Here is a 20,660-nt window from a genome sequence, read left to right as displayed (position 1 = left end):
TCGTATCTCATCGCCCCCCGGGCGGTGCGCGGGTCGTACCCCGGCGGGGTGAACGGGTCACGGGCGCTCAGCCCTTGACCGCGCCGTGCATGATGCCGCCGACGATCTGCTTGCCGAACAGCAGCAGGAGCAGCAGCAGCGGCAGCGTGCCCAGCAGTGCGCCCGCCATGATCACCGACTGGTCGGGGTTATGGCCGCGCGGCAGCCCGGTGAGCGCCACCTGCACGGTCGGGTTCTCCTGGGTCAGGGCGATGATCGGCCAGAAGAACTCGTTCCACGCGAAGACGAAGGTGAGCATGCCGAGCACGGCCATGGCGGGCCGCGCCGCGGGGAAGACCACGTGCCAGATGACGCGCAGGCTGCTCGCCCCGTCCACCCGGGCGGCCTCGATCAGCTCGGTCGGCAGCGCCTGGATCAGGTACTGCCGCATGAAGAACACGCCGAAGGCGCTGACCAGGAACGGCAGGATCACCGTCTGCAACTGGTCGATCCAGCCGAGCTCCGCGATCGCCATGTACAGCGGCACGACGCTCAGTTGCGGCGGCACCATCATGGTGCCGATCACGAGCAGCAGCAGCAGGTTCTTCAGGCGGAACCGCAGCTTGGCGAAGGCGAACCCGGCCAGGGTGCCGAAGAGCACGGTGCCCGCCGCGACCGACGCGGCCACGATGGTGGTGTTCAGCAGCGCCAGGTCCATGTTGGCGTCGGTCCACGCCGTCTCCATGTTGGAGAAGAGGTTGCCGCCGAACCAGAGCGGCGGGGGCGTCTCCGCCAGCCGCGTGTTGGTGCGGGAGGCCGCGATCGCGGTGTAGATGAGCGGGCCGATCGAGATGGCCGTGAAGAGCGCCAGGATGGCGTACGTCAGCTTGCCGGCCCGCTGCTGCCCGCCGGCTTCGCCGGCCCGCGGCCGGCGTCGGGAGCGGGTGGCCGCGGGGGGAGCTTCCGTCTTGAGCAGTGCCATGAGCTCTCCTTCAGCTCTTCCGCAGACGGCGTGCGATCAGGGCGTTGATGACGCCGATCACCACCAGGATCAGGAACATCACCCAGGCGATGGCCGCGGCCCTGCCCAGGTGCAGATTGCGCCAGCCCTGCTCGTACATGTACAGGCCCAGCGTCTGGAACTGGTGGTCGGCGCCGCCGGTGGCTCCCTTGGTCTCGTCGAACAGCAGCGGCTCGCCGAAGAGCTGTACGGAACCGATCGTCGACACCACGACGGTGAACAGGATCGTGGGCCGCAGCGACGGGATCGTGACGTGGAGGAACTGCTGCCAGCGGGACGCCCCGTCGAGCGAGGCCGACTCGTACAGGTCCTGGGGCACGGCCTGCATCGCGGCCAGGTAGATCAGGGTGTTGTAGCCGGTCCAGCGCCAGATCACGATGCTCGCGACGGCGATCCGCGAGGTCCAGTCGCCGGCCTGCCAGTCGATCTCACCGACGCCGAACTGCCCCAGCACCCAGTTGATGATCCCGTAGTCGCGGCCGTAGAGCATGGCGAAGACCAGCGTCGCCGCCGCCACGCTGGTGGCGTACGGCGCCAGCATCGCCACCCGGAAGAACGCGGAGGCGCGCATCTTGTAGTTGAGCAGGTGCGCGAGTCCGAGCGCCATGAGCAACTGCGGGACAGTGGAGATCACGGCGAGGACGAAGGTGACCCACAGCGAGTTCCAGAAGAAATCGTCTTCCAGCAGCCGGCTGTAGTTGTGCAGGCCGGCCCACTCCATGTCGGTGGGTGCGGTCAGCTCTACCCGGTGCAGCGAGGCCCACGCGGTGTAGAGCAGCGGAAAGAGGCCGAACGCGACGAAGAACAGGAAGAACGGCGAGATGAAGGCGTACGGGCTGAACTTGGCGTCCCACCGGTAGCGCCTGCTGCGCCACGTCTTCCGCGGGTCGCGGGCGGCGGCCCGCCGTGCGGGCGGGGCCGCGCCCCCCTCCGCTGAGGGGGGCGCGGCCGCGGTCGATCCTGTCTGGGTCATGGATTCCGTCTCACCGGTCCAGTGCGTTGTCCACCGCGTCGGCGGTCGAGTCCCAGGCGCCGTCGGCGTCTTCCTTGCCCTGCTCGACCAGCCGCAGCCCGTTGGCGATGTTCTCGGCGATGACCTGGTCCTTGGGGCCGATGATCTGTACCGGGGTGCCCTCGGCGGCAGTGGCGAAGATCTCCCCGATCGGGGCGTCGCCGAAGTACTCGTTCGTGGCGCTCTTGACCGAGTCCATCTCGTACGCAGACGGAGTGCTGGGGAAGCTGCCGCGCTCGGCGAAGAGCTTGGCCTGCTGCTCGGGCGCGAACAGCCAGGCGACGAACTCGGCCGCCTCCTCCTTGTTCTCCGCCGCTTCGGGGACGCCGAAGAAGGAACCGCCCCAGTTGCCCGGGACGGGCGCCTGGGCGACGTCCCACTTGCCCATGGCCTTCTCGCCGCCCTTGTCGGCGATGTAGCCGAGCATCCACGGCGGGCAGGAGACGGTGGCGAAGTCGCCGTTGCTCATCGCCTGGTCCCAGCCCTTGGTGAACTGCTGGAGGTTGCCCGTCAGCTTCTCCTCCGCGGCGGTGGAGGCGATGTCCCAGGACTCCTGCACGCCCGGGCTGTCGTCGTAGATGACCTCGCCGTCCTCGTCGTAGTACCGGGTCTCGTTGGACGACACGGCCGCGTTGTACACGCCGCCCGCGGCGTCCGCCCAGGCCACGCCGTCGGGGGCCTTCTTCTGGAAGTCGCGGCCGACGTCGAGGTACTTTTGCCAGTCGCCCTCCCACAGCTTCGAGACCTCGTCGCGTTCGGTGGGCAGCCCGGCCGCCTTGAAGTGGTCCTTGCGGTAGCAGACCGCCATCGGGCCGATGTCGGAGTCCAGGCCGACGAGCTTGCCGTCGGAGGTGGAGCCCATCTGCCACTTCCAGGGCAGGTAGTCCTCCTCGGAGACACCCTTCACCTCGGAGAGGTCCATGAACTTGTCGGCCTGGGTGTCGACGATCTCGGCGATGTTGGCGACCTCGATCGCCTGGACGTCCGCCAGGCCGCTGTCGCTGGTGAGGTGGTTCAGCAACTGCGGGTAATAGTTCTCGTTCCGCTCGATCACCGTCTCCTTGATGGTGATGTCGGGATTGAGCTTCTCGTACTCGTCGTAGAGCCCGGCCTCCTTGAAGCCGAAGGTGCCGAAGAGCCCCATCGTGATGGTGGTCTTTCCGCCGCCACCGTCCCCGGAGTCGGCCTTCGAGCCGCCGTCGTCGTCATCGCTCGCGCACGCGCTGAGCAACCCGGTGCCCAGAGCGGCTGCGGCCAAAAGGCCCACGGCCCGTCGGGTCGTGCGGTAACTGCGCACTGCATCCTCCTAGCGCCCTGACGCGTGCCGCTCCTGCCGGAGGTGTACGAGGGGGATCGGGAGAGTGGCGGCTCGGGTGGGCTTTCGTGCGGGTTCTCTATGGGTCGAGTAGAGTGGGAGCGCTCCCAGAAGTGATTGGTTGAAGGGTGGCCTGTCGGTGACGGGGGTGTCAAGGGACCGGACATCTCGACTGGCTCCCGTTACGCGGCTGTTAGCTTCGGTGCGGGCCGCGGACCGGGGCCGGGGGCGAGAATCGGACAGTCAGCAGACAGCCATAACGCGGGAGGGTGGAATGGCGGTCAGGGATCGGCGTACGCCGGTGGCGCGCGGCGGGCGCGGTGGAAGACCGACGCTGGAGCAGGTCGCCGCGCGAGCCGGGGTCGGCAGGGGGACGGTGTCCCGGGTGATCAACGGATCGGACCAGGTCAGCGAGCAGGCGCGGACAGCGGTCGAGAGGGCGGTCGCGGAGTTGGGCTACGTGCCCAACCGCGCGGCGCGGGCGCTGGCGGCCGGCAGCGCGGACGCGGTCGCGCTGGTGATTCCGGAGCCGGAGACCCGGCTGTTCTCCGAACCGTACTTCTCGGACATCGTCCGCGGGGTGAGCGCGGAGCTGGCGGAGACGGACAAGCAGCTCCTGCTGACGCTCATCCGCTCGCCCCGGGAACGGGAGCGGCTGGCGGCGTATCTGAGCGCCGACCGCGTCGACGGCGTGCTGCTGGTCTCCGTGCACGAGGGCGACCCGCTGCCGGAGATGCTGGCGGCCATGGGGCTTCCGGCGGTGCTCAACGGCCGCCGGGCGGCGAGCGAGGCCGTCCCGTACGTCGACTCGGACAACACCGGCGGCGCCCAGGCCGCCGTCGAGCACCTGATCGGCCGCGGGCGCGAGGCGATCGCGACCATCACCGGCCCCTCCGACATGTACGTCGCGAGCTGCCGGCTGGACGGCTACCGTCAGGCGTTGAAGGCGGCGGGCCGCGAGGAGGACCCCGGTCTGGTCGCGGTCGGCGACTTCACCGAGGAGGGCGGCCGGCGTGCGATGGAGGAGCTGCTGGAGCGGCGGCCCCATCTCGACGCGGTCTTCGCCGCCTCGGACGTGATGGCGGCGGGCGCGCTGCAGGTGCTGCGCGCGGCGGGCCGTACGGTGCCGGACGGCGTGGCGGTCGTCGGCTTCGAGGACTCGCCGGTGGCCAGGCACACCGACCCGGCGCTCACCAGCGTCCGGCAGCCCACGGAGGAGATGGGCCGGGCCATGGTGCGGGTGCTGCTGGAGGGCATCGACGCCAAGGACGGCGCGCAGGGGCGGCACGTGGTGCTGCCGACCGAGCTGGTGGTGCGCGCCTCGGGCTGACCCGGCGGCCCCGCCGGGGCCGCAGCACAAGCGGGGCGGGCCCGTCGCGGGCCCGCCCCGTCCGCGTGTGCGGGCCCGCCCTGCGGGCCCCGTACCGGGCAACGGACGTGTCTCCGGGGCGACTTCTGTCCCGAGGGGTTGACAGGTGCATAACCCTTCGGGAGATTGGGAGCGCTCCCAAGCTTCAAGACTTGCACCACCCTCCACCAGACGAGGACGGGGGCGTACCACGCCCGGCCCCCCGTCCGGCCTGCTCAGCCGGGCCGTGCGCACAAAGGCCCCGTGCGCCCGGCCCGGCTGTTCCCCCCTGTCGTCCGCCTGCGCGCCCGTACGCCCGAACACCTTCCCGTTCAGGAGGATTCGTGCCCGCACCCCGCACTTCCCCCGAGCCCGCACGGCGGTGGCGCAGGCCGTTCACCACCGCCGGCGCGCGCCCCGGCGCGCCCTGACGCCGGCACGACCGCGGGTTGCACCCGCACCGAGGGGGCGCGGCCGTGACGACGAGGGGAGCGGCCGCGCCCCGCCCCCCACCCCCGCCCCCTCAGCCGAAAGGACGTCATCAGTGAGACGGCACATACCCCGTGCCCTCGCCGCCGCGCTGGTCGCCGGAGCGCTCGCCGCGCCCGGCGCCGCCGCGGCCGACGAGGGCCCCGAGCTGATCGTCAACGGCGGCTTCGACGCCGGCACCGACCCCTGGTGGTGGACGCCGGACAGCCCCGGCACCGTGGTCGACGGGCGGCTCTGCGCCGACGTGCCCGCGGGCACCGCCAACCCGTGGGACGCCATCATCGGCCAGAACGACGTGCCGATCGCCGCCGGCGAGACCTACGCCCTGAGCTACACCGCCACCGCCACGGGTTCTTCGGGTCCTGTGACCATCCGCACCAACGTGCAGCAGGCCGTGGAGCCGTACGGCCAGTTCTTCTCCTCCGCGGACCAGGTGACCGACACCGCGCAGACCTTCGAGCACGTCTTCACCGCCACCGCCGCGGACGACGCCGCCCAGCTCGCCTTCCAGATCGGCGGCAGCGACGCGGCGTACACCTTCTGCGTCGACGACGTCTCGCTGCGCGGCGGCGCGGAGCAGCCCCCGTACGACCCGGACACCGGCTCGCCGGTGCGCGTCAACCAGGTCGGCTACCTCACCGAGGGCCCGAAGAACGGCACCTTCGTCACCGAGGCCGCCGAGCCGCTCGCCTGGACGCTCAACGCCGCGGACGGCACCGAGAAGGCGAGCGGCACCACCGTGCCCGCGGGCACCGACCCGACCTCGCTGGAGAACGTGCACACCTTCGCCTTCGGCGACTTCACCGAGGCCGGCGAGGGCTACACCGTCACGATCGACGGCGAGACCAGCGAGCCGTTCGCCATCGGCGACGACATCTACGGCACGCTGCGCACCGACGCGCTCGCGTACTTCTACCACAACCGCAGCGGCATCGAGATCGACGCGGAACTCGTCGGCGAGGAGTACGCGCGGCCCGCCGGGCACGTGGGCGTCGCGCCCAACCAGGGCGACGACGACGTCCCGTGCCAGCCGGGGGTCTGCGACTACACCCTGGACGCCGCGGGCGGCTGGTACGACGCGGGCGACCACGGCAAGTACGTCGTCAACGGCGGCATCGCCGCCGCGCAGGTGATGAGCGTGTACGAGCGCACGCTGACCACCGACGGCGCCGACGGCGAGCCGATCGGCGACGGCAAGCTGGCCGTGCCCGAGCGCGGCAACGGCGTGCCCGACGTGCTCGACGAGGCCCGCTGGCAACTGGAGTTCCTGCTGAGCATGCAGGTCCCGGCCGGCGAGGACCTGGCCGGCATGGCCCACCACAAGCTGCACGACGCGCAGTGGACCGGCCTGCCGCTGGCGCCGCACGAGGACCCGCAGCCGCGCGAGCTGCACCCGCCGTCCACCGCCGCGACGCTCAACCTGGCCGCCACCGGCGCGCAGTGCGCGCGGCTTTACGCGGGCTATGACGAGACAGCTGCGTTCGCCGACCGCTGCCTGTCCGCGGCCCGTACCGCGTACGACGCGGCCCAGGCCCACCCGGACATGCTCGCCGACCCGAACGACGGCACCGGCGGCGGCGCGTACAGCGACGGCGACGTGAGCGACGAGTTCTACTGGGCCGCCGCCGAGCTGTACCTGTCCACCGGCGAGGACGCGTATCTGCAGGACGTGCTCGGCTCGCCCCTGCACGGCGACGCCGAGGCGGTCTTCCCCGGCGGCGGCATGTCGTGGGCCGCCACCGCCGGGCTCGGCGCGCTGGACCTGGCCACCGTCGACAGCGGGCTGACGGACGAGCAGCTCACCGCCGTACGCGGCATGGTCACCGACGCCGCCGACGGCTACGCCGCCGACGCCGCGAACGCCGCCTACGGCGTCCCGTACGCCCCCGACGGCGGGCGCTACGTCTGGGGCTCCAACAGCCAGGTGCTCAACAACATGGTCGTCCTGGCCACCGCGCACGGCCTGACCGGCGAGGCGGGCTACCGCGACGCCGTCCTCACCGGCCTGGACTACCTGCTGGGCCGCAACCCGCTGAACCAGTCGTACGTCACCGGCCACGGCGAGCGCGACTCGAAGAACCAGCACCACCGGTTCTGGGCCAACCAGCTCGACCCGAGCCTGCCGAACCCGCCCGCGGGCGCGCTGGCCGGCGGCCCGGACTCGCAGTTGGAGGACCCGGTGGCGCAGCGGGAGCTGACCGGCTGCCCGCCGGCGATGTGCTACATCGACCACATCGAGTCGTACTCGACCAACGAGGTCACGATCAACTGGAACGCCCCGCTCGCCTGGATCGCCGGCTACGCCGACGACCTCGGCGGCGGCGCCGGCCCGGACCCCGGTCCCGGCGAGGAGTGCGCCGCGGCGTACTCGGTGCCCAGCCAGTGGCCCGGCGGCTTCACCGGCACGGTCACGCTCTCCTGTGACGGTGCCTCCCTCGACGGCTGGACCGCGGAGTGGGACTTCCCCGACGGACAGCGCCTCCAGAACGCCTGGAACGCCGTCTGCACCCAGTCCGGGTCCACCGTGAGCTGCCGTAACACGCCGTACAACGGTGCGGTGCCGGACGGCGGCTCGGTCTCCTTCGGGTTCAACGCCGCGTGGAGCGGCAGCAACGGCGCGCCGCAGGAGGTGAAGCTCGGCAGCGGGACCTGAGGCTGCTTGGTCCGCGCGCCGCCGCGGTGGTTCCTCCGGCCCCCGGCGGCGCGCGGATTAAGTGCTTCCGATGCGTTCCTCAAGAGAGCCTTAAGCCTCGCGCCCCGTGCCCGGGTCGGGTGTTTTGCCCGAGTCGCGGCCACTAGCGTGCGTAGCGTCCTCGGGACGGCGCGGAGGCCCCGGTCTCCAGCCGTGCCGAGCGGTGCGGGCCGTCCCCCCACCGCCTCCCCTCCGCGGGCTCCGCGGCCCCGCCGCGGACCGGCAGCCGCCGGGGGGAGGCGGGCCCGTGCCCCTGACCCGGGCCGGTCCGGGTCAGCCCCGGGTCACTACCGGGTCAGTCCCGGGTCACTACCGGGTCAGTCCCGGGTCACTCCCAGGGCACCTGCGTCGAGCGGTAGAAGTCGATGCCCATCGCCTCCCACCGCGGCCCCTGCGCCACCAGCCGGTCGCGGTAGCCGTCCCAGCCGAGTGCCGCGGCCGGGGACCAGCCCAGTTCGGCGGCGCCCGCGGCGCGCGGGAAGGCCATGAACTCGATCTGGTCGCTGGTTGACAGCGTCTCCGACCACAGCGGTGCCTCGACGCCGAGGATCGCGCTCTCCGGCACGCCGCCCTGCATGTACGCGCCGGGGTCCCAGTCGTAGGACTGCCGCACCTCGACGTACCCGGCCCAGCTCAGCCCGAGGGGCGTCCCCTCGTGGTACTTCATGTCCAGATAGGTCCTGTTGGCGGGCGAAAGCACCAGCGGCGTGCCCGCCTTGGCGGCGTCGATGACCTCCTGCTCGCCGCCGCTCGTGCCCCAGTACTGGGCGACGGCCCCTTCGACCGGGTCCGCGCCGGCGAGCTGGTGCCAGCCGACGACGGTCTTGCCGTACCTGCCGACGATCTCCTGCGCCCGTTCCATGAAGGCGACGTAGTTCTCGTGCGAGGTGGAGTGGGCTTCGTCGCCGCCGATGTGGAGGTACTTCCCGGGCGTCAGCTCGGCCAGCTCGCGGACGACGTCGTCCACGAAGTCGTACGTGACCTCCTTCGGCACGCACAGCGAGCTGAAGCCGACGCCCGTGCCGGTGTACAGCGGCGGGGCGACGCCGTCGCAGTTCAGCTCGGCGTACGAGGCGAGCGCGGCGTTGGTGTGGCCCGGCATGTCGACCTCGGGCACGACGGTCATGTGGCGGCTTTCGGCGTACGCGACGATGTCGCGGTACTGGTCCTTGGTGTAGTAGCCGCCGGGCCCGCCGCCGACCTGCGTGCTGCCGCCGTACTCGGCGAGATCCGGCCAGGAGTCGATCGCCAGCCGCCAGCCCTGGTCGTCGGTGAGGTGCAGGTGCAGGGTGTTGTACTTGTACAGCGCGAGCTGGTCGATGTAGCGCTTGACCTGCTCGACGGTGAAGAAGTGCCGGGCCACGTCGAGCATCGCGCTGCGGTACGCGAAGCGGGGCTCGTCGGTGATCCGCCCGCCGGCCACCGGCCACGGCCCGTCCTGCGGGGTGTCCGCCTCCACGGCCGCGGGCAGCAACTGGCGCAGGGTCTGCACGCCGTGGAAGAGCCCGGCGGGCTCGGCGGAGGAGATCACCACCCCGTCGGCGCCGGACGTCAGCTCGTAGCCCTCGGCGCCGACGGACTTCTTCAGCCCGGCGCTCAGCCGCAGCTCGACGTCGCCGGACGTGCTGCCGACGGGCAGCTCGAAGCCGGTCGAGGGGCGCAGCACGCCGGCCAGGTACTCGCCGGCGTCGCGGGCGGCGTCGGCAGCGGCGGAGTCGCCGGGCGGCACCCGGATGCCGGTGGCGGCGGTGATCTCGTACGGGCTGCCCCCGGGGTCGACGGCGGCGGGGGCGGGGATGACGGAGTCCAGCGCGGCCGGCTCGGCGGCGGCCTGTGCCCGCGCGCCGGCCGCCGCGGTGGCCGGCGCCGCCGCGCCGCCGGCACCGAGGGCCGCAGCGACGGTGAGCAGCAGCGCGCCGCCGAGGCGGGCGAGGGGGCGCGGGGAGCGGTGTGGGGGGTGACGTCTCACGGTGGTCCCTTCGGGGTGCGGAGGGTACGGGGCGTGACATGGACATTCCTGACGTACCGCCGGGAGGGAACCGCGGTCAAGGGTGTAGACCAATCCGCGTACGGAAGTCCATGAGAATGTCCGGGGGAAGGGGTGATCCCTGCCCGGTTCCGGGCAGATTTCTTGCGTAAGTGAAGATCATCAAGCAGTATCGACGGGTGCACGACGACCTCATCGACCACCTGATACGCAGCGCGCCGCTCACCCGCGGCGAAGCCGTGCGGGTCGTGCAGGACGTCCTGGCCTACTTCGACGAGACGACGCCCGCATTCGTCCGCCGGCGCCACCGCGAGCTGCAGGCGAGCGGCCTGGTGAACGACGAGATCTTCGACCGGATCGGCCGCGAGCTGGCGCACCGCGCGGTCGCGCCCCCCGAGCTGACCCCGCGGCAACTGCGCCGCATCGTCTACGGCTAGCCGCGCCACCCTCCTGCCTCCCCACCCTCCCCTCCCGACAGGAAGCGAACGATATGTGCGGAATCGTTGGTTACATCGGCAAGCGCGACGCGGCGCCCCTGCTGCTCGAAGGGCTTCAGCGGCTGGAGTACCGGGGCTACGACTCCGCCGGCGTGGCCATCGCCGCCCGCTCCGGCGCGCTGCGGACCGTCAAGGCCAAGGGCCGGGTACGGGACCTCCAGGCCCGGCTGCCCAAGCGCTTCGCCGGCGCCACGGGCATCGCGCACACCCGCTGGGCCACCCACGGCGCCCCCAGCGACGCCAACGCCCACCCGCATCTGGACGAGGCGGGCAAGGTCGCCGTCGTCCACAACGGCATCATCGACAACGCCGCCGACCTGCGCGCCAAGCTCGCCGCCGACGGCGTCGAGCTGGCCTCCGAGACGGACACCGAGGTGCTGGCCCACCTCGTCGGCCGCTCCGCCGCCGCCAGCCTGGAGGAGGCCGTCCGCGAGACGCTGCGGCTGGTGGAGGGCACGTACGGCATCGCCGTCATGCACGCCGACCACCCCGACCGCATCGTCGTCGCCCGCAACGGCTCGCCCGTCGTGCTCGGCATCGGCGAGCGGGAGATGTTCGTCGCCTCCGACGTCGCCGCGCTGGTCTCGCACACCCGCCAGGTCGTCACCCTCGGCGACGGCGAGATGGCCATCGTCAAGGCCGACGACTACCGCACGTACACCACCGAGGGCTCGCGCACGTCGTCCTCGCCGGAGACCGTGGAGTGGTCGCCCGAGGCGTACGACATGGGCGGCCACGACACGTACATGCACAAGGAGATCTGCGAGCAGGCCGACGCCGTCGACCGCGTGCTGCGCGGGCGCATCGAGGACCGGTTCTCCACCGTCCACCTCGGCGGCCTCAACCTGGACGCGCGCGAGGCGCGCGCGGTGCGCCGCGTGAAGATCCTCGGCTGCGGGACCTCGTACCACGCGGGCATGATCGGCGCGCAGTTGGTCGAGGAGCTGGCGCGGGTGCCCGCGGACGCCGAGCCGGCCAGCGAGTTCCGCTACCGCAACCCCGTCGTCGACCCCGACACGCTCTACGTCGCCGTCTCCCAGTCCGGCGAGACGTACGACGTGCTGGCCGCCGTGCAGGAGCTGAAGCGCAAGGGCGCGCGGGTCCTCGGCGTCGTCAACGTCGTCGGCTCGGCCATCGCCCGCGAGACGGACGGCGGCATCTACGTGCACGCGGGCCCGGAGGTCTGCGTGGTGTCCACCAAGTGCTTCACCAACACCGTCGTCGCCTTCGGCCTGCTCGCCCTCCACCTCGGCCGCATCCGCGACCTGTCCGTCGCCGACGGCCGCCGCCTCATCGAGGGGCTGCGCCGGCTGCCGGAGCAGATCGCCGGGATGCTGCGCGGCGAGGACGAGATCCGGGCGCTGGCCAAGGAGTACGCGCACGCGAGGTCGATGATGTTCATCGGCCGGGTCCGCGGCTACCCGGTGGCCAGGGAGGCGGCCCTGAAGCTGAAGGAGGTCAGCTACATCCACGCCGAGGCGTACCCGGCCTCCGAGCTGAAGCACGGCCCGCTGGCGCTGATCGAGCCGGAGGTGCCGACCGTGGCGATCGTGCCGGACGACGAGCTGCTGGAGAAGAACCGCGCGGCGCTGGAGGAGATCAAGGCCCGCGAGGGCCGCATCCTCGCGGTGGCCCACCGGCGGCAGGAGAAGGCCGACCACACGATCGTGGTGCCCCGCAGCGAACCGGAGCTGGACCCCATCCTGATGGGCATCCCGCTGCAACTGCTCGCCTACCACACGGCGCTGGAGCTGGGCCGCGACATCGACAAGCCCCGCAACCTGGCGAAGTCGGTGACGGTGGAGTAGCCCCGGCGGTCAGGCCGGGTCCCGCCGGGGGCTCCCGCAGGCGGGGCAGTCGGGGCGGCGCGGCAGCCGGAGGGTCACCTCGTCGCCGGGGACCATCAGGTTGAACCCGAAGCGGACGCCCGGTTCGAGCGGGGGCACGCCGGTCAGCAGCGCCAGGGCGCCGTACGCGACGAGCGCGCCGGATAAACCCGCGGTGACGGCGTTCGCCGGGTTCCACGGCAGGTGGGCGGAGGCGCCGGGCACCTCGGCCCCGGCGGCGAGGCCGAGGTCGGCCCGCTGCGTCGCTTGGTCGTGCAGGCACTCCCAGCACGCGCCGGTGCCGGGCCGGTGGACGCCCGCGGTCACCAGCGGCCCGCTGTAGCCGCCGTCCACCCAGGGCAGGCCGGCGGCCAGACAGGCCCGGTTCGCCCAGCGGCGTATCTGCGGCGGGCCGTCGGCGCCCAGCACGAACAGGTCGTAACCGGGCGAGGACGCCAGGAGCGCGGCGAGTTCCGCCGCGGTGGTGACGCGGCGCACCTCGCCGGTGACGCGGACGTCGGGATTGGCCTGGGTGAGCCTGCGTACGGCCGCGTCCGCCTTGGCCGAGCCGAGGTCCGCTTCGGCGTAGAGCAACTGCCGGTTGAGATTGGACAGTTCCACCCTGTCGTCGTCGACCACGTGCAGACGGCCCACTCCCGAGGCGGCCAGGTGCCAGGCGGCGGCGCCGCCCGTACCCCCGACCCCCAGGACGAGCACGCGGGACTCCTTCAGCCGCAGTTGCGCCTCCCACCCGCTGGCGTGCGCGCCGAGGTCCATCCAGCGCAGCAGCGGCACGCCCCGGCTGTAGCGCTCGGCCTCCCGGGGCGAGAACTGCGCGGGGAGCGGCGCCGCCGCGTCGTCGAGGAAGCCCTCCGCGGCGAGCCGGGCCAGCGCCGCTCTGACGTCGCCCGGCTCGACGCCGTCGTGGCGATCGCGCACGGCGGTGACGATGTCCTGCGCGCTGCGGGTGCCGTCGGCGGCCTCGACCAGCGTCCAGAGCCAGCCGTGCGGGTCCTCGATCTCCGCGCCGACGCCGTAGATCACGCTGCCGATACGAATATTTCCGGCCACGGTGCGATAGCCGCGGTGCTCCGGTTTGACCCGTGGCCGCGCCCACCGTCCCACCGCCATACCCAACTCCAGGATGCCGCGCCAGGGAGCCTTGCACCGACGTGGCCCAATGTGCACTACTGATTGAGTCGTTTCAAGCACACAGAGTTGACCCCGTGGAGGGAGGCGCGATGCAGGAGATCAGGATCCGTCGTCTCGACAAGAAGGAGACGACAGGCGACAGCAACCCCAGCGGCGAGTGAGGCCGGTCGGCGTCCCCGCGTTGGCCCGTCACCGTTACCCCACCGTGGACGACCTCACGCGGACGGCCCGCGATCTGGCACGGCGCCATCCGTCCCGCTGCCGGCTGCGGCAGGTCGGCGAATCACGCGCGGGGGAGCCGCTGTGGCTGCTCTCCGTCGGCCACGGTCTCCGCAACGTCCTGGTGGTCAGCGGCGCGCATCCGAACGAGCCCGCCGGGGGCGCCGCCGTCGCCGACCTGGCCTACCGTGCTGTACGCGGCGGGCGTGCCGGGCGCGACCGCCGGCCGGACCGCGACACCGCCTGGCACTTCCTGCTGTGCCTGGACCCGGACGGCGCCCGCCACACCGAGCCCTGGACCCGCCACCCCGGCACCCTGGAGCGGCAGCTCCGCCACTTCTACCGGCCCGCGGCGGACCAGCAGCCCGAGTGGCTGCCCGCGCCCGGCGGGGGCGCCGCGCCGCTGCCCGAGACCCGGGCCCTGCTGACCGTGCTGGACGAGCTGCGCCCCGCGGTCCAGTTCTCCCTGCACGCGAACGACGTCGGCGGCGCCTGGGTGCAGCTCACCGACGACCTGCCGGGCGCCCCCGCGGCGCTCGCGGACGCCGCCGCCGGCCTCGCGGTCCCGCTGGCCGCCGCGCCGGTGGACACCCTGCACATGCCCGGCGCGGGCCCGGGCGTCTTCCTCATGGCCGGGGCCGGGCTCGACGCCAACGTCGTCCACCGCGACTGGCTGACCCGGTCGACCTGGTTCCATCCGCTGCGGTACGGCACGGTCACCGCGGTCGTCGAGACGCCCGCGTGGGAGGTGGAGGCCGTCGCCGACCTCCGGCCCACCGCGGCGCCGCACCTCGTCGTCGAGCGGGCCGTGCAGCAACTGCGTGCGCAGGCCGACCAGTTGGCGCTGCTGCTGGACGCGGCCCGCAGCGGACGCGCCGCCCCCGGGCCGCTGCTGGACGCCGCGGCCTGGCTGACCGCTGCCTGCGTCACCAACGCCGCGCAGTGGTCCGCGCCGCCCACCCCGGGCAGCCCTCCGCCCGGCGCGACCGAGGGCGGTGCCCTCGCGCTGCGCATGGCTGCCCGCCGGCTGCCGCTGCGGGCCGCGGCCATGCTCGCCCGCGCGACCGACGGCCACCGGCTCGGCCCGGCGGCCGAGGCGCTGCTCACCCGCTGGCGCTGCCGCTACGCCGCCGACTTCGGGCCCCGCTGGATCCCCGTACGCGACCAGACCGCCCTGCAGACCGAGTTCATCAGCCGCCTCGCCCGCCTGGCCCTCAACGCCGGGCAGTACGCGGGCGGGGCACCCGCGCCGCACCACCGCGACCGGTGACCCGGGGCCCGCGGCCCGGGGCCCCCGGGCAGGAGACGAAAGAGCGGCCCTCTGCGCGTGCCACCACGTCGCGCAGAGGGCCGCCTCCCCTGTGCCGGCGTCGCCCAATACGCCGGCGGTGCCGCTGCCGTACCGGGGACCGTCACCTCCCGGTCGGCAGCGCGTCGTCGTGTCCCCTATATGCCCCTCACAAATTCACAACCCACATCTACCCACGAGTAGATTTCTACGGAGGGGCGTGACCGCGCGTGCGCCCGGCGCGAGCGGCATAAACGCGCGCGGGGAGCGGCTACGGCACGACGACGACGGGGCGTTGCGCCCGCCGGGCGAGGCGGCCCGCCACCGAGCCGAAGATGCGGCCCACGATGCCCTGCGTGGAGCCGACCACGATGGCGTCGGCCTCGTACTCCCGGCCGACTTCCTCCAGTTCGTGGCAGATGTCGCCGCCGCGCTCGACGAGGATCCAGGGCACGTCGGACAGGTAGTCGGCGCAGGCGAGTTCGAGCCCGAGCACCTCGGTGCGGTGGTCCGGGACGTCCACGAAGACGGGCGGCTCGCAGCCGGCCCAGACGGTGGTGGGCAGCCGGTTGGCCACGTGCACGATGATCAGGCCGCAGCCCAGCCGCCGCGCCATCCCGACCGCGTAGGCCAGGGCGCGTTCACTGGACGTGGACCCGTCGAAGCCGCAGACGACGCCGTGCTTGAACGCCGGATCGCAGCCTTGGCGCGGCTCGGCCGCCGCTTCCAGGTCCGCCGTGGGGTCGGCGACCGGCTTGCGGTCCGCGGGTTCGGGGATTTCGTGACCGGCCATCGGTGTCTCGGCGAAGGGAATCCTCGTGGCTGGAGGGACGCGTTCTGCTGCGTCCGGGCTTGCTGTGTCCGGGAATCATCTTCCCAATCCCGTACAACAAGGGTACGGCGACACTACCTCCCTTGCCCAGGGGTGGACGGTGGTATGCCAGGTGGCCCCGGTGAACGGTTCACAGGAGCATGCCGCAGTGCGGCGTCCCGCGCAACGCCGGCAGGGTGCGCGACGGTGCCCCGGCGACCGCCCGCGGGTGCTCTCGGGGGGCGCACGGCGGCGGCGCTCACGAATCCAGTGTCCGCCCCCTGTGCCGCCCCCCACGCTTCCGTGCGCTGCCGCCGCGCCCCCTGGGCGGGCCGTCACCGCCGCGAAGGTGAACGCGCCGCGTGCGCCGGGGCCGCGCCGCAGGACACGGCGGGGGCGGCGGGCTCACCGGCGTTTACGCGGCTGGGCGCGGGCGTACACCCGTGGTTGAGGGGACAACCTCATGTGACCCGATCTTTTCGGCCAACTTCCCTTCTGCACACCGGAGTTGCGAGACTTAAGGCTGGAACGTTCCGGGCTCGGGGGGCTGGGGGCGCAGTCGGGGCGCACGAGCCGTGCACGTCGGAGAACCGGAGGGGGTGGCCTTCCCTGTTGTGCGAACCAGTGGAACCGTTCGCGATCGAAAGCTTCACGCCAGGTTTCCATGTCGGCATCGAGGTAGGTCCGAACCTGCCACGCGTGTCACACAAGACCGGCTTTACGTGTCCTTATAGATGCGGGGCTGAACCTGTCCGGTGCATCGGACAACACACAGTAGATTTGATCTTGGCCGAGAGACCGAGATCGTTCCGGGGGTGTAGGTGCAGGACGCAGAGGAAGAGAGAAGCGAGGGGGCTTAGCGTCATGAGCCAGGACTCCACCGGAGCGGGCGCAACGATCCGGTCCGGCGGGCCGCGCACACCCGAGGTGGCGGGAGCCACGGTGCGAGGCGAGGCACCACGCCCGCCACGGCGCCGCCGCGAGGTCGTCGCCGTGCTGCTGTTCAGCGGCGGCCCCGTCTTCGAGAACTCCATCCCCCTCTCCGTCTTCGGAGTCGACCGGCAGGACGCCGGCACCCCCCGGTACCGGCTGCTGGTCTGCGCCGGCGAGGACGGCCCGCTGCGCACCACCGGCGGCCTGGAGCTCTCCGCTCCGTTCGGTCTTGAGGCGCTGGCCCGCGCCGGCACCGTCGTCGTACCCGCGTGGCGCTCCATCACCCAGCCGCCGCCCGCCGCGGCGCTGGACGCGCTGCGCCGGGCCCACGAGGACGGCGCCCGCGTCGTCGGGCTGTGCACCGGCGCGTTCGCGCTCGCCGCGGCCGGGCTGCTCGACGGCCGCCCGGCCACCACGCACTGGATGTACGCGCCGACGCTCGCCAAGCGCTACCCGTCGGTCCACATGGACCCGCGCGAGCTGTTCGTCGACGACGGCGACATCCTGACCTCGGCGAGCACGGCCGCGGGCATCGACCTGTGCCTGCACCTCGTGCGCCAGGACCACGGCGCAGAGGCCGCCGCCGCGCTCTCCCGGAGGCTGGTGGTGCCCGCGCGGCGCGGCAGCGGCCAGGAGCGCTACCTCGACAGGTCTTTACCCGAGGAGATCGGCGGAGACCCGCTGGCGGAGGTCGTGGCCTGGGCGCTGGAGAACCTGCACGAGCAGTTCGACGTGGAGACTCTGGCGGCCCGCGCGTACATGAGCCGACGCACGTTCGACCGGCGGTTCCGCTCGCTCACCGGCAGCGCACCGCTGCAGTGGCTGATCACCCAGCGGGTGCTCCAGGCACAGCGGCTGCTGGAGACGTCGGACTTCTCCGTGGACGAAGTGGCAGGCCGCTGCGGCTTCCGCTCGCCGGTCGCGCTGCGCGGGCACTTCCGCCGCCAGCTCGGCTCCTCCCCGGCCGCGTACCGGGCCGCCTACCGAGCCCGCAACCCCCAGGCCGTACCGCCCCCGCCCGAGCCCGCCGCGGTGCCCGCCCCCCGGCGCCCGCAGCCGCCCGGCCCCCCGGGCCCCGCCGGCGCCGGGAGCGCGGGGAGCGCCGCCGGCGGCGTGGACGGCGCCGAGAAACCGCAGTCCGACGTGTACGCGCCCGGCCACCCCGAGCCGCACCCGCCGCGGCTGCGGGGAGCGCTGGTCAGGCGCGCGACCGTACCGGGACAGCGGGACCGGCACGTAGGGTGAGGGCCATGAACGACCGGATGGTATGGATCGACTGCGAGATGACGGGCCTGTCGCTGACCGGCGACGCGCTCATCGAGGTGGCCGCGCTCGTCACCGACTCAGAGCTGAACGTGCTCGGTGACGGCGTCGACATCGTCATCCGCCCTCCGGCCGAGGCCCTCACCTCCATGCCCGACGTCGTACGCGCCATGCACACCGCCTCCGGCCTGCTCGACGAGCTGGCCGGCGGCACGACGCTGGCGGACGCGGAGCGGCAGGTGCTCGCCTACGTACGCGAGTTCGTCCCCGAGCCCGGCCGCGCCCCGCTGTGCGGCAACTCCGTCGGCACCGACCGCGGCTTCCTCAGCCGGGACATGCCGGACCTGGAGGGCTACCTGCACTACCGCATCGTGGACGTCTCGTCCGTCAAGGAACTGGCCCGCCGCTGGTACCCGCGGGCGTACTTCAACAGCCCCGAGAAGGCGGGCAACCACCGCGCGCTGGCGGACATCAGGGAGAGCATCGCCGAACTCCGCTACTACCGCGAGGCGGTCTTCGTCCCCCCGCCGGGCCCGGATTCGGACACCGCGAAGGCCATCGCGGCCCGCCACACCCTGGCGCCGGACGGCTCGTAACGGCCGCACCTGCGGCCCCGGCGGCGCGGGGAAAGCGGGAGGCGAGCACTGCCGGCGACCCTGTACACTTCTAGTCGGCCGGTGCGGAAGCATCAGCTCACGGTGGGTGTAGCTCAGCTGGTAGAGCACCTGGTTGTGGTCCAGGTGGCCGCGGGTTCAAGTCCCGTCACTCACCCTCGTTAATGCGCAGGTCAGGCCCGGTACTCGGTTGTCGAGTACCGGGCCTGACGGCTTTCCGGGAACGGTCGGGGAGCGCCTTGCCCGTGCGCGGCCCCGGTCAGCCGGAGCGGGCGGCTCGGCGGGCCGCGTAGGTGCGGGCCTTGGCGCGGTTGCCGCAGCCCTGCATCGAGCACCAGCGCTTGCTGCGGTTCTTCGAGGTGTCCCAGAAGACCTCGTGGCAGGTGTGCTCCGCGCAGCGCTTCAGGCGGGCGGCGTCGCCGGTGATCGTCAGCGTGCTCCAGGCGAGGGCCAGCTCCGTGACCGCCCGTTCCGCGTCCGTGAGGCCGGGGGGCGGGGTGAGGGTGCCGTCGGCGGCGATGTGTACCGGGAAGCGGGTCAGGGCCGTGTCGGCCGCCGTCGTGACGGCGGGGTCCGGGGTGTCGCCGACGTGGGTGCCCAGGTGTTCGCGGATGCCGGCGCGCAGGGCCACGGCCGCCGCGTGCAGGGCGTGGGCGGGGGCGGCGGTGGGGAGGTCGTGGGCCGTCAGCCAGGTGGCCAGCTCCTCCGGGGTGCTCAGCGTGTCCGTGCCGGCGTAGATGTCGAGGGTGTTGGCGAAGTCGGCCACCAGCTCGGCGGCCCGAGGCGGTGTGCGCATACGGACCACTTTACCGGCTATCGCGTTTGCTGGTAAGTTTCTCTCACCGGTAAACGGTTTTGCTGGTTAGGGGGTGTGGCGTGGTGGGTGCGTCCGGGGTGCTGGAGGGCGATCGGGTACGGGCCGGAGGGGACGCCGGGCGCCGCAACACCGCCGTGCTCGTCGCGTTCACCGCCGTGACGAACCTCGCCGACGGCGTCGTGAAGATGGCCCTGCCGCTGCTCGCCGCCCGCGCCGGCGGCTCTCCCGCGCAGGTCACCGGGGTGGCGCTGGCCATCTCGCTGCCCTGGCTCCTCGTCGCCCTGCACGCGGGCGTGCTCGTCGACCGGGTCGACCGGCGCCGGCTGCTGTGGATCGTCAACGTGCTGCGGCTGCTCGCGATGGTGCCGCTGCTCGCCGCCGCCGCCAGCGGCGGGCTGTCCATCGCCCTGCTGGCCGGCGCCGGTGCGGCCATCGGCGTCGCCGACGTCGTCGCCTCTACGGCGGCCACCGCGCTCGTCCCCGCCGCGGTGCCGCCCGCCGGGCGGGACCGGGCGAACGCGTGGATGGCCGGGGCGGAGACGGTGTTCAGCGAGTTCGCCGGGCCGTTCGTCGGCGGGCTGCTCATCGCGCTGGGCGCCGGGTACGCGCTGGGTGCGACCTGGGCCGCGTACGCCGCCGCGGTGCTCGTCCTGCTGCTGCTCGTCGGGCGGTTCCGGGGAGGGGCCGTACCGGACGGGGAATCCGTACCGGACGGGGAATCCGTACTGGACGAGGAAGGGGGAGAGGGGCGGGTGGCCCCCGCCACCACCGTCAACGGGCAGATCGCCGAGGGGCTGCGCTACCTCTGGCAGCACCGCCTGCTGCGCTCCCTCTCCCTCATCCTCACCGTGCTCTCCGGCACCTGGGGCGCCTGGCTCGCGCTCATCCCGCTGTACGCCACCCGTGACATGGGCCTGACCCCCGGCGAGTACGGCGCCCTGCTCAGCGCGCTGGGCGTCGGCGGGCTCCTCGGCGCCGTGACCGTGACCTGGCTGAACAAGCTGCTGGGCCGCCGCCGCGTGATGCTCGCCGACCTCTTCGGCACCGCCGTGATGGCCGCCGTCCCCGCCCTCACCGGCGACGCGCGCGCCGTCGCCGCGGCGGCGTTCCTCGGCGGGCTCGGCGGCACGCTGTGGACGGTCAACAGCCGCACGGTCATCCAGCGGGCGGTGCCGGACGCGATGCTCGGCCGGTTCAGCTCCGCCAACCGGATGTTCGCCTGGGGCGCGATGCCGCTGGGCGCCGGACTGGTGGGGCTCCTCGCCGAACTCGCCGGGCCGCGGGCGGCGTTCGGCTTCTTCGCGGTGGCCTCCGCGCTGACGGTGCCGTTCTTCCTGCGGGCGGCGGCCCGCGGCGCGGACGCGCTGCGCTGAAGAATTTTTTCCGGGGGATGTCGA

The 20,660-nt window shown here is 72.8% G+C and carries 15 protein-coding genes and 1 tRNA gene; 9 read left to right on the top strand and 7 right to left on the bottom strand.

Annotation, left to right across the window (positions count from 1 at the left end):
- Window positions 1-67: 67 nt before the first annotated feature.
- Genes B124_RS02140 through B124_RS02130 form a run of 3 tightly spaced genes read right to left on the bottom strand, consistent with a single transcriptional unit; the run spans window position 68 to window position 3,156 of the window.
- Window positions 68-961: a carbohydrate ABC transporter permease gene (locus B124_RS02140; RefSeq protein WP_496500869.1), complete on the bottom strand. Its 894-nt coding sequence runs from the start codon at window positions 959-961 to the stop codon at window positions 68-70.
- Between the two features lie 10 nt (window positions 962-971).
- Entirely contained in the window at window positions 972-1,973 is a 1,002-nt protein-coding gene (locus B124_RS02135; RefSeq protein WP_225797884.1) for a carbohydrate ABC transporter permease, read from the bottom strand.
- Window positions 1,974-1,983: 10 nt separating this feature from the next.
- Window positions 1,984-3,156 carry an ABC transporter substrate-binding protein gene (locus tag B124_RS02130; RefSeq protein ID WP_496501025.1) on the bottom strand — a complete coding sequence of 391 codons (1,173 nt, stop codon included), beginning with the start codon at window positions 3,154-3,156 and terminating at the stop codon, window positions 1,984-1,986.
- Between the two features lie 445 nt (window positions 3,157-3,601).
- On the opposite strand from B124_RS02130, the gene B124_RS02125 reads away from it, so the two are divergent.
- Together B124_RS02125 and B124_RS02120 are read left to right on the top strand one after the other, a co-directional pair.
- Complete coding sequence (locus tag B124_RS02125; protein WP_496500868.1) at window positions 3,602-4,657, top strand: LacI family DNA-binding transcriptional regulator; 1,056 nt, start codon at window positions 3,602-3,604, stop codon at window positions 4,655-4,657.
- A 562-nt stretch (window positions 4,658-5,219) separates the two neighbouring features.
- Window positions 5,220-7,817, top strand: a complete 2,598-nt coding sequence (locus B124_RS02120) for a glycoside hydrolase family 9 protein (protein WP_496500867.1) — start codon at window positions 5,220-5,222, stop codon at window positions 7,815-7,817.
- A gap of 367 nt (window positions 7,818-8,184) precedes the next feature.
- On the opposite strand, the gene B124_RS02115 is transcribed toward B124_RS02120, so the two are convergent.
- Window positions 8,185-9,825 carry a beta-N-acetylhexosaminidase gene (locus B124_RS02115; protein WP_496500866.1) on the bottom strand — a complete coding sequence of 547 codons (1,641 nt, stop codon included), beginning with the start codon at window positions 9,823-9,825 and terminating at the stop codon, window positions 8,185-8,187.
- Window positions 9,826-10,022: 197 nt separating this feature from the next.
- Here B124_RS02115 and B124_RS02110 point away from each other — a divergent pair, with 197 nt between their 5' ends.
- Together B124_RS02110 and glmS are read left to right on the top strand one after the other, a co-directional pair.
- The gene (locus tag B124_RS02110) at window positions 10,023-10,280 is read left to right on the top strand and encodes a hypothetical protein (RefSeq protein WP_496501024.1); all 258 of its coding nucleotides are present in this window, start codon (window positions 10,023-10,025) and stop codon (window positions 10,278-10,280) included.
- Window positions 10,281-10,333: 53 nt separating this feature from the next.
- Window positions 10,334-12,148: a glutamine--fructose-6-phosphate transaminase (isomerizing) gene (gene glmS / locus B124_RS02105; RefSeq protein WP_496500865.1), complete on the top strand. Its 1,815-nt coding sequence runs from the start codon at window positions 10,334-10,336 to the stop codon at window positions 12,146-12,148.
- 9 nt (window positions 12,149-12,157) lie between these two features.
- Here the strand turns inward: glmS and B124_RS02100 are convergent, their stop codons facing one another.
- Window positions 12,158-13,297, bottom strand: a complete 1,140-nt coding sequence (locus tag B124_RS02100) for a HesA/MoeB/ThiF family protein (RefSeq protein WP_496500864.1) — start codon at window positions 13,295-13,297, stop codon at window positions 12,158-12,160.
- 226 nt (window positions 13,298-13,523) lie between these two features.
- Here B124_RS02100 and B124_RS02095 point away from each other — a divergent pair, with 226 nt between their 5' ends.
- Complete coding sequence (locus B124_RS02095; protein WP_496500863.1) at window positions 13,524-14,807, top strand: M14 family zinc carboxypeptidase; 1,284 nt, start codon at window positions 13,524-13,526, stop codon at window positions 14,805-14,807.
- A 289-nt stretch (window positions 14,808-15,096) separates the two neighbouring features.
- Here B124_RS02095 and B124_RS02090 read toward each other — a convergent pair whose 3' ends face one another.
- A complete protein-coding gene (locus tag B124_RS02090) occupies window positions 15,097-15,618 on the bottom strand; it encodes a universal stress protein (RefSeq protein ID WP_018834110.1) in 522 nt (173 codons plus the stop codon).
- Between the two features lie 882 nt (window positions 15,619-16,500).
- Between B124_RS02090 and B124_RS02085 the strand changes: the two genes are divergently transcribed.
- The 3 genes from B124_RS02085 (at window position 16,501) to B124_RS02075 (ending at window position 18,603) form a co-directional block, all read left to right on the top strand.
- Window positions 16,501-17,814, top strand: a complete 1,314-nt coding sequence (locus tag B124_RS02085) for a helix-turn-helix domain-containing protein (RefSeq protein WP_496500862.1) — start codon at window positions 16,501-16,503, stop codon at window positions 17,812-17,814.
- A gap of 5 nt (window positions 17,815-17,819) precedes the next feature.
- Window positions 17,820-18,428 carry an oligoribonuclease gene (orn, locus tag B124_RS02080; protein ID WP_496500861.1) on the top strand — a complete coding sequence of 203 codons (609 nt, stop codon included), beginning with the start codon at window positions 17,820-17,822 and terminating at the stop codon, window positions 18,426-18,428.
- 102 nt (window positions 18,429-18,530) lie between these two features.
- A tRNA-His gene (locus B124_RS02075) sits at window positions 18,531-18,603 on the top strand.
- 102 nt (window positions 18,604-18,705) lie between these two features.
- Here the strand turns inward: B124_RS02075 and B124_RS02070 are convergent.
- Window positions 18,706-19,242 (bottom strand): CGNR zinc finger domain-containing protein, encoded by a 537-nt coding sequence (locus B124_RS02070; RefSeq protein ID WP_496500860.1) that lies wholly within the window; start codon window positions 19,240-19,242, stop codon window positions 18,706-18,708.
- Between the two features lie 83 nt (window positions 19,243-19,325).
- Here B124_RS02070 and B124_RS02065 point away from each other — a divergent pair, with 83 nt between their 5' ends.
- Window positions 19,326-20,636 carry an MFS transporter gene (locus B124_RS02065; protein WP_496501023.1) on the top strand — a complete coding sequence of 437 codons (1,311 nt, stop codon included), beginning with the start codon at window positions 19,326-19,328 and terminating at the stop codon, window positions 20,634-20,636.
- Window positions 20,637-20,660: the final 24 nt, after the last annotated feature.

It is taken from the genome of Streptomyces sp. CNP082 (genome assembly GCF_059570535.1).
Note: the sequence above shows the minus strand (reverse complement) of the source record. Positions and strands in the feature narration are given on the sequence as shown.

Bases quoted from the DNA above. Each gene is read 5' to 3' on its own strand.
- B124_RS02140 (WP_496500869.1), bottom strand. From the start codon at position 961: ATGGCACTGCTCAAGACGGAAGCTCCCCCCGCGGCCACCCGCTCCCGA.
- B124_RS02135 (WP_225797884.1), bottom strand. From the start codon at position 1,973: ATGACCCAGACAGGATCGACCGCGGCCGCGCCCCCCTCAGCGGAGGGG.
- B124_RS02130 (WP_496501025.1), bottom strand. From the start codon at position 3,156: ATGGGGCTCTTCGGCACCTTCGGCTTCAAGGAGGCCGGGCTCTACGAC.
- B124_RS02125 (WP_496500868.1), top strand. From the start codon at position 3,602: ATGGCGGTCAGGGATCGGCGTACGCCGGTGGCGCGCGGCGGGCGCGGT.
- glmS (WP_496500865.1), top strand. From the start codon at position 10,334: ATGTGCGGAATCGTTGGTTACATCGGCAAGCGCGACGCGGCGCCCCTG.
- B124_RS02100 (WP_496500864.1), bottom strand. From the start codon at position 13,297: ATGGCGGTGGGACGGTGGGCGCGGCCACGGGTCAAACCGGAGCACCGC.
- B124_RS02090 (WP_018834110.1), bottom strand. From the start codon at position 15,618: ATGGCCGGTCACGAAATCCCCGAACCCGCGGACCGCAAGCCGGTCGCC.
- B124_RS02085 (WP_496500862.1), top strand. From the start codon at position 16,501: ATGAGCCAGGACTCCACCGGAGCGGGCGCAACGATCCGGTCCGGCGGG.
- orn (WP_496500861.1), top strand. From the start codon at position 17,820: ATGAACGACCGGATGGTATGGATCGACTGCGAGATGACGGGCCTGTCG.
- B124_RS02070 (WP_496500860.1), bottom strand. From the start codon at position 19,242: ATGCGCACACCGCCTCGGGCCGCCGAGCTGGTGGCCGACTTCGCCAAC.